This window comes from Novosphingobium cyanobacteriorum (assembly GCF_029436685.1).
Classification (GTDB): Bacteria; Pseudomonadota; Alphaproteobacteria; order Sphingomonadales; family Sphingomonadaceae; genus Novosphingobium; species Novosphingobium cyanobacteriorum.
In genome coordinates this window covers 1-8020 of sequence record NZ_JAROCY010000048.1, presented here as the reverse complement: position 1 = coordinate 8020, position 8020 = coordinate 1, and the positions used below count along the sequence as shown (strand labels likewise).

Below are 8020 nucleotides of genomic sequence, written 5' to 3'. Positions count from 1 at the left end.
AGCTCGTGGTAGGTCCCATCCATAACGTGTCCTTTCTGTCCTCTTCTGCCAATCAAGCAGGACACATGATCCGAGCCCCCTCTTCTCTGCCGGACAGGGAGGGCCCGAGGGCCCTTCCTGTCCGGTTGCAATCTTGGGAGTGGGTATGGCGCAGCTGTTGTTCTCGACGCCTGCATTCCGGCCCGACGGATCATCGGTGGAGAATGTCCCGATGCTGCTCGACGCCCGGATGCGGCTCGTCGAACCGGCCTGCGCATGGCTGATGCACGTTGCTTTGGTGCGCGGCAGGACCCGCAGCCCGCAGACCTGGCGAACCTACGCTGAAGCTCTCTACGACTGGTGGCAGACGCTAGAGGCCAATGGCTGGGCCTGGGACGAGGTCGGTCCTGGCGAACTGGCCGCCTATCGCGATCAGATGCTCCGGCCCCGTGGCGACAGCGGCAGACCGCTGGCACGCAGTACAATCAACGGGCGGCTCAGGACCATAGGGCGTTTCTACCGCTGGAGCGTGGCGACCGGACTGATGAAGCAGGTCCCGTTCGCAAGCCAGGAAATCGCGTTGTCGCGCAGTCGCCCGCAGGCGTTCCTGGCCCATGTCGATGCCACCGGCGGTCAAATCCGGGCCAACGAGCTTACCGTGCGGCATATGCCGATGTTGCCGCGCCCGCTCGCGCCGGAAGCGATCCGGCGCATCATGGCCGCAATGCCGGCACGCGACAGACTGATCGTTGAATGGGCAGTGACTACGGGAATCCGTCGGATGGAAGTGGCGGGCCTGACCGTGCGTCATCTGAAAGGGGCCGGCAGTGAACCGATGGTGCCGGTGCAGATCGACGAAACCAAGGGTGGGCGGTCGCGAATAATATATCCACCGGCCCCGCTGGTCGATCGTACCCGTGCCTATGTGCGGGAAGAGCGGGCGGTCCTCGTCCGTCGTGCGGCGACAAAACGGGCAGATCGCGATCCCGAGGCTCTGTTCCTGACTTGTCGGGGGCAGCCCATGAAACCGCGCAGGGTTGGCGCGATGTTCACGGCTGCCGCCGAGGCAGCGGGTGTGACGGCGACGTTCCATGCGCTGCGACATACCTTCGCCGCCGCCATGCTGCGGTTCCTGCAACGCGAAGCCCGGGCCAATCCCGAACTCAATCCCTTGCTCGCGTTGCAGGTGCTGCTCGGCCACGCCGATCTGGCAACCACCGCGGTATACCTGCGCGTTGTCGAAACCGACCTCTCGGCAATCGAGGCCTCGGTCGACGATCTCTATGCGGCGCTGCTGTAATGCCGCGTCGGCAAAAGGACTACCGGGTCGAGCCATCGCCGAAGCCGCTGATCGGCAATCCGGGCGCATTGCTGGTCAATGTCGTAGATGCCGACGGCCAGCTCGAATGCGCGTTCGACTTCTCGATCTTCGATCGGCCGACGATGGCTGCCGAGTGGGCGCTCGCGTTCCGGCATCACTATGCTGCCAAACAACCGGCCAACAGAGGCTCAGCGTTCCGTACCCTGAAGTTCTGGTTTGCGTTCCTTGCCGAATACGATTCCGCCATCTTAGCCACGCACGACGTCGATAGCGGCAGTCTCAATGCGTTTATCGTTTGGCTCGGCACGAGGCCCTGGAGCAAGGGGTCACGGTATACTGTCTGGTCGATCATCAAGCAGCACATGGCCTGGCTCAAGCGCAACCGGCCCGACCTGGTTCACCCCGAACTCGAAATCCCGTTCAATCCGTTCCCCCGCAAGAATGCGGAAGCGCGCCAGCGTGAGGCACTGAGCCGCGATGAAATGGAACGCGTGCTCACGGCGGCCCATCGGGACATCGAAACAGCCTGGGCACTGTTCGAGGAAGGCCGCGCTGCGCTGGCTCAGGTCGATCGCAAGGCCATTGTCTCCGAACCCGACCTCGCCAAGCTCGATCTCGACGATATCGGGGTCATGCTCGCGGTGATCGACGGTCGGTTCGGCGGCGTGCCACCCAAAGTCGGCGACATGTTGAGAAAGGGCGCGGGTCTCTGGCATCTCCACTTCGCCATGATCCGCCACGGTGGCATGGGCGAAATCGCGGGGCGGCTGTTTGCGCTGCCGGATACGATCGTTGCCTATATGATCGCCATCGGCGCGCAAACCTTTGCAAATGCCGAGGCCCTCAGGCTGATGCGGCGCGACTGCCTGAGCGAGCATCTGCTGCTTGAAGGCCGGGTTCTCGTCAGTTGGCGCAAGGGGCGCGCCGGACGCGAACAGCGCCGCAGCTTCCTGCGCGACAAAGGCTCCTCGGTGCCCGTGCTGATCGATCAGGTTCTGGCTATGACCGAAAGGCTGGTGCCGCATACGCCACGCCGCGACCAGAATTATCTCTTCCTCACCGGGAGAATACACGGGTCTCGCAGAGTCGGTGTGATCCCCGGCTATCTGGCCACGAAACTTACCCGGCGGTTTGTGATGCGCCATGGCCTGGTGGGCGACGATGGCAAGCCGCTCAAACTGACGCTGGCGGCGCTGCGCGCATCGGGGCTCACACTAGCGCACGAGCGGCTCGGGCATGACATCCTGAAGACGCAGGTGCTGGCCAACCATGCTACTCCAGACACGACACAGCGCTATGTGGACCGGCCCCGCGTCCGAAAGGCGCAAGCGCTGGCAATCGGCAGGTTGCAAGCCCGGTTTGTGGAAATGGTCCGGGGCGATGTCGAATCCCCGCCCGGGACGGAGGTGCTTCCCGATCTGCGCCACGCGACCGCAGCCGGATTTATCTGTAGCGATCCCCTTGCCGGCGTTGCCGAAGGACAGCGCAAGGGCGAGCTGTGTACGGCCTGGCTCGGATGCTTCACCTGCCCCAATGCCGTGATCCCGCTCAACGAGGACGTGCTGGTTCGCCTGCTGGCGACGCGGGCAGCGCTCACCGACGCGCGTGCCGCCATGGCTCCCGAACGCTGGCGGCTGCTTTATGCACCCAAGCTGGAAATCCTCGAGCGCGATATCCTGCCCCGGTTCTGCGAGGCGATGCTCGAAGCAGTTTCGAGGATGTCACTGCCGCAGCTGCCGCCAGTCGAATGAACCAGCACCCCCACCCACTCACGCAGTCGTCGCAATCCTGGGAGGATGCGCGGCTTTCCCCGTGGAGCCGGTTCGGCGACGATGAATGGCGGCTCGATATCCGCACTGCGGGTCGCCGCGCGGATCAGAAGCGGTTCAGTTGGGCGTTGGCCATGCCGGAGCACACGCGCATCGGGAACAGTGATCATGTTCAGCTTGTCCGCGCCGCCAAGCACTTCCTCTGGTCGATGCACTATCATCCTCCATCAGGGCGCAAACGCTCGTCTCCGGCGTCGATCCATCACAAAGCAATGTTGCTGCGCGCGCTGCTGGAATGGATGGCATGCGAGGGACACTCGCGCTTTGCCGGGATCGATCCAGCTTCGGTCGAACAACTCTGCAAATGGTTGCGCTGTCGTCCTGCTCGCGCCGGCGGAGGCAAAGGCAATATCTCAACTGCCACAATCACCAACTATCTGCTCGTGATCAAAGACCTCTATCGTCAGCGAGAGAAGCTGAACGATGCGCCACTGGTCGATCCGCTGCCGCTGGAAACGACTTATGAAGCCGCCGGCCACACCAGGGCGACCCAGGGCGTCATACCGTTCATCCCCGAAGACGTGGCCGTTGCAATCCTGAGCGAAGCCCTGCGGTGGGTCGAGGAGCATGGCGATACGATCGTCGCAGCCGAAGCGATCCGCCGCGAAGCGCGAGCGCAGGGTCTGCGGCGCTGCAAGCGCCAGGCATCTGATCATGTTAGAGCGGCGCTGAGGCTCGCATCGCTGGCCGGACCATCGGGCGAGCGGCTCGATGGCGCCTATGCAGTTCGGCACGCCGCCGTCCACCTCGTCGAGGCCTGTTATATCTTGATCGCGGGCTTCGTCGGGATGCGGCCCAGCGAAATCCTGTCAATGAAAACAGGGGCAATCGAGCATCACCCGATCGGCGGAACCGGCGTTAATCAGGCATATGTCGTGTCCCGGCTGTTCAAGACTGTCGACGATCTCGATGGCCGTAGGGAGCGCTGGGTTGCCCCGGCACCGGTCGTGCGCGCGGTGGAGCTGCTCGAGCAGCTGAGCGCGCCGCTGCGCGAAGCCTCGGGCCGCGACGATCTGTTCCTGGTGAAGAACACGCAGTATGGCCAAATCGTGCCGGTGACGCACATGCATATCGCCTGGCGCATCAATGACTTTGCGCGGCATGTCGGCATCCCCGATCATGATGGGAAACCCTGGAGGTTCAGCACGCACCAGTTCCGCAAGACCTTTGCCCGGTTTATTGCCAGGCGCGACCGTACCCAGCTTCTGGGCCTGGCCGAGCACTTCAAGCATGCTTCCGTTGCCATGACCGCGCGGGGCTACGTCGGCAACGACTTCGACCTGCATGGCCTCATCGACCACGAAGCCCGCGCCGAAACCGCAGCCGCCCTCGACCGCCTGCTCGCCGCCAAACGGCTCGGCGGCAAGATGGGCGAACGTATCGTCGCCGGAAACGCCCGGTTCCGCGGCCGCGCGGGCGAACAGTTACGCCGAGACTATGTTGCGTTCATCCTCAAGGAGACGGATCTTCGCATCCATGCCTGCGACTATGGCTGGTGCGTGTTCCAGCAGGAGACCTCCCGCTGCGGCGGCGAACTGCAACCGAATGACGCCGGACGAGCGCCGGCGGTCTGCCTCTCATGCGCCAACATGGTGATCGAAGCGAAGCACGGAGCCTACTGGCGGGATCGCCGGAGACGCAATGCTGCGCTGTTGCCGGAGGCCAATCCCATGACGGCGGCCGTGCTCAATGAGGCGATCGGACAATGCGAGCGGGTGCTCGCGCAAATCGGAGATGACGATGGGCAAGATTGATGCAGATCCACGCGGGCAATCCGCAGCAAGGAGTTATCGGGCGGCGCTGGCGAGGCTGGTGCGCGGCGAAGGGCGCCACGCCGACCATGCCGGGCGAGTTGTACGGATCACGCCGGCGTCGGTTGCGCGCGAGGCCGGGCGCAGCCGCAACCCACTCTACGCGACCCACCGCGACATCCTCGATGAAATCGAAGCCGCCGCAGGCGGGCCGATACCCGCCCGCGACCTGGCGATACGGTTCGAGGAATTGGAGCACGAGTTGTCTCGGCTTAGGGCCGAGGCGCGGCGACATGGAGATGAAAGACGGGCACTGGCCAGCGAAAACCTGACGCTGCTCTATCGAGCCCGAGCAGCTGAAAGCCGACTGGCCGCTTTACTGGCGCGGACGGATGGGGGTCATGCCCAACCATCCGCGCAGAAGGGCACACTTGGTTCAGTGTGGAACAGCTCCTAGCTCGAAGCCGGTTTTGTCGTGCATTGCGAAACGGTCAACGAGATCGGCGCTGGCTTCATTGTATCCGATGACATCAACGCAGGAGCCAGAACGGCGTAGCCGCCCTATGATCTTGTCCATAGCGCCGACGCCGGAGATGTCCCAGAAGTGCGCGCGTGTTACGTCGATTGTAACCGACCGCCCCTGCTCGTCCTCGAACGAGCGGACAAAGCGGTCTACCGAAGCAAAGAAAATCTCGCCGCGAACCTGATAGACCACAGTCGCGCCGTCATCGGCCATGATCCGCCTAACCGCGAACATGCTCCGGACTTTGCCCGTAAAAAAGATGCCCGAGAGCAAAACACCTGCCAGCACACCCTGCGCAAGATCGTGGGTCAGCACGACGACAGCAACGGTTACCAGCATGACCACCGACGACGTCGGCGGATGACGTCTCAGGTTGGGGATCGAGTTCCAACTGAATGTGCCAATCGACACCATGATCATGACGGCGACAAGCGCGGGCATCGGGATCTGCCCGACAACGGGTCCAAGCGCCACCAGTAGGAACAGCAGGAATGCGCCTGCGACGAAGGTCGACAAGCGCTTGCGCCCGCCCGAGGTCACGTTGATCACCGACTGGCCGATCATTGCGCAACCGCCCATGCCGCCGACCAGCGCGGCAGCGATGTTGGCGCTGCCCTGACCAACGCACTCACGCTGCTTGTTGCTGTCAGTGTGGGTCATGTCGTCGACGATCTGTGCGGTAAGCATCGACTCGAGCAGGCCGACCGCAGCCATAGTGAACGAATAGGGTGCAATGATCCGCAGGGTGTCGAGCGTAAGCGGAATGTTGGGCAGCGCAAAAGAAGGGAGGCCTTCAGGCAATTGTCCCATGTCGCCGACGGTGCGAACGGGGAGGTCAAGGCTGATGCTGGCAACGGCGAGAACAACGATCGCCACGAGCGGAGACGGAACCGCATTAGTAACGCGAGGGAAGAGGTAAATGATGGCAAGTCCTGCGCCAACCATTGCGTAAGTGTGCCAAGTGACGTCGGTCAGCTGAGGTAGCTGGGCCATGAATATCAGGATCGCCAGCGCGTTGACGAAGCCGGTAATGACCGAACGCGACACAAACTGCATCAGGAGGTCAAGCCGAAGCACTCCTGCAATGATCTGTATAATCCCCATCAGGATCGTGGCGGCGAACAGATACTCAACCCCGTGGTCGCGTACCAGCGGAATGACCACGACGGCCACCGCCGCGGTTGCTGCCGAGATCATGGCTGATCGCCCTCCCAGCAACGAGATGATGATGGCGATCGCGACGGAAGCGTAGAGCCCGACCCGGGGGTCAACCCCGGCAATGATGGAAAAGCCGATTGCCTCGGGGATGAGGGCAAGTGCGACGACGATACCGGCAAGGATGTCGTGTCGCGCTTCGACGGCATTGACGGACCATTCGGACCGGAAACGGGAAAGCATGGTTCTCATGTGACCTGGATCAAACGCAGCACACGGGCCCAGCGCCCGCTCATGGGGACTGGCGTTCGCTATCCATGTGCCGGTTGCCCGGCGGATCGGCGGCCGGGATAGCCACCCGGAATCTCACCGGGTCCTTGCGAATGCCCGTCGCTCTGCCCTGCAAGCGTGGAAATGGCAAGCGCTGCATGCGCAGACAATCGTCTGATCGGTCAGGCTGCCTGAGCTAAATCCGGTTGCTGTCCATGCATCCAGTCCACGCCTGCCTGCGCCTTGCTTGCGACAGTGAATATGGCGCGTGCATCGGCCTTGAGCACCTTAAGCCACGAGGCAATATACGCGGCATGGTCGGGTCTGGGATGATGGGCGATGCCAAGTTCGGCGAGCAGTTGGGCGGTCCCGAGCTCGGCCGTAACCTCCTCCATGGCGTATCGGTCAGAGCCGAACCGCCCGCTCAAGTCGCGGTCGCACCGATGGGGCGCTCCTGTCGCGTGGAGTCCTTCGTGGAAAAGCGTGCCATAGTAGGCGGCTTGATCCTTGAACTGGGAAAACGGTGGCATATGGATCCGGTCCTTCGACGGCAAATAATAGGCTTCGTTGCCGCCGTGGATGGTCGCGATGCCGAGGTTGGCGAAGAACTCCTCGGCACGGGCGACGCGTTCTTCCTCAGAGAGGACGGCAATCGCGGGCGCAACGTAGCCCTCCACCTGGGCCTCGTTGAACACGCTGTATCCGCGCGCGAACATGCGAACATGGCCGCCTGAATCGTCCTGATCGTCTGTCTGTTCGCCGCGCTGGCTAATCTTCCAGAAGACGATCGTAGTTGCGTGCTCACCTTTGCGGACTTGCGCACCCAGCGACTGCCACTGCCGGTAGCTTGCCCAGAGCCCCGAGGTATACCCGTTGGCCTGAGCGGCAATCCACAAAGACAGGATGTTGGCCCCTCTATAGGCCTTGCGTGACACGGCGTTGATCGGCCGCGTGATGGCCGAACCGTCATGGTGCCAGGGCATGCGCCACTCGCCCGCGCCAGCCTCGATGGCTGCGACGATCTCGTTGGTGACGCGCGTGTAGATATCGGTGCGTTCGGAGTTACGCATGATCAGGACTCCCGTCCTGACATCGCAAGGCAGGCCCTGCGATGGTGCCGCGCAACCAAAGTGAGGAGGCCATCGACTGTCCTCGAAATGAGGACACTTGCGATGTTACATACCTCGTGGGC

The 8020-nt window shown here is 62.9% G+C and carries 6 protein-coding genes and 1 other annotated feature; of the genes, 4 read left to right on the top strand and 2 right to left on the bottom strand.

Going from position 1 to position 8020, the window contains the following annotated elements; translation table 11 throughout:
- Nucleotides 1–145: 145 nt before the first annotated feature.
- The 4 genes from POM99_RS21785 to POM99_RS21770 are packed head-to-tail and all read left to right on the top strand — an operon-like array spanning nucleotide 146 to nucleotide 5337.
- Nucleotides 146–1279: a tyrosine-type recombinase/integrase gene (locus POM99_RS21785; protein ID WP_202084586.1), complete on the top strand. Its 1134-nt coding sequence runs from the start codon at nucleotides 146–148 to the stop codon at nucleotides 1277–1279.
- The gene (locus POM99_RS21780) at nucleotides 1279–3051 is read left to right on the top strand and encodes a site-specific integrase (protein ID WP_277280858.1); all 1773 of its coding nucleotides are present in this window, start codon (nucleotides 1279–1281) and stop codon (nucleotides 3049–3051) included. Before POM99_RS21785 ends, POM99_RS21780 begins: the two co-directional genes overlap by 1 nt.
- Entirely contained in the window at nucleotides 3048–4883 is a 1836-nt protein-coding gene (locus POM99_RS21775) for a site-specific integrase (protein ID WP_202084580.1), read from the top strand. The genes POM99_RS21780 and POM99_RS21775 overlap by 4 nt, the downstream gene beginning before the upstream one ends.
- A complete protein-coding gene (locus POM99_RS21770; RefSeq protein WP_277280856.1) occupies nucleotides 4870–5337 on the top strand; it encodes a hypothetical protein in 468 nt (155 codons plus the stop codon). The genes POM99_RS21775 and POM99_RS21770 overlap by 14 nt, the downstream gene beginning before the upstream one ends.
- Here POM99_RS21770 and POM99_RS21765 read toward each other — a convergent pair.
- Together POM99_RS21765 and POM99_RS21760 are read right to left on the bottom strand one after the other, a co-directional pair.
- On the bottom strand, nucleotides 5317–6810 hold the full coding sequence (locus POM99_RS21765; protein ID WP_438823048.1) for a SulP family inorganic anion transporter: 1494 nt from the start codon (nucleotides 6808–6810) through the stop codon (nucleotides 5317–5319). The two genes, POM99_RS21770 and POM99_RS21765, sit on opposite strands and share 21 nt — an antisense overlap.
- A gap of 72 nt (nucleotides 6811–6882) precedes the next feature.
- Nucleotides 6883–6938, bottom strand: a sequence feature (sul1 is cis-regulatory element that is thought to sense ions involved in sulfur or methionine metabolism; They are found in Alphaproteobacteria).
- 72 nt (nucleotides 6939–7010) lie between these two features.
- Nucleotides 7011–7898 carry an ArdC family protein gene (locus POM99_RS21760; protein WP_202084572.1) on the bottom strand — a complete coding sequence of 296 codons (888 nt, stop codon included), beginning with the start codon at nucleotides 7896–7898 and terminating at the stop codon, nucleotides 7011–7013.
- Nucleotides 7899–8020 lie beyond the last annotated feature (122 nt).

Coding starts and splice junctions, on each gene's coding strand:
- POM99_RS21770 (WP_277280856.1), top strand. CDS start 4,870: ATGGGCAAGATTGATGCAGATCCACGCGGGCAATCCGCAGCAAGGAGT.
- POM99_RS21785 (WP_202084586.1), top strand. CDS start 146: ATGGCGCAGCTGTTGTTCTCGACGCCTGCATTCCGGCCCGACGGATCA.
- POM99_RS21760 (WP_202084572.1), bottom strand. CDS start 7,898: ATGCGTAACTCCGAACGCACCGATATCTACACGCGCGTCACCAACGAG.
- POM99_RS21765 (WP_438823048.1), bottom strand. CDS start 6,810: ATGAGAACCATGCTTTCCCGTTTCCGGTCCGAATGGTCCGTCAATGCC.
- POM99_RS21775 (WP_202084580.1), top strand. CDS start 3,048: ATGAACCAGCACCCCCACCCACTCACGCAGTCGTCGCAATCCTGGGAG.
- POM99_RS21780 (WP_277280858.1), top strand. CDS start 1,279: ATGCCGCGTCGGCAAAAGGACTACCGGGTCGAGCCATCGCCGAAGCCG.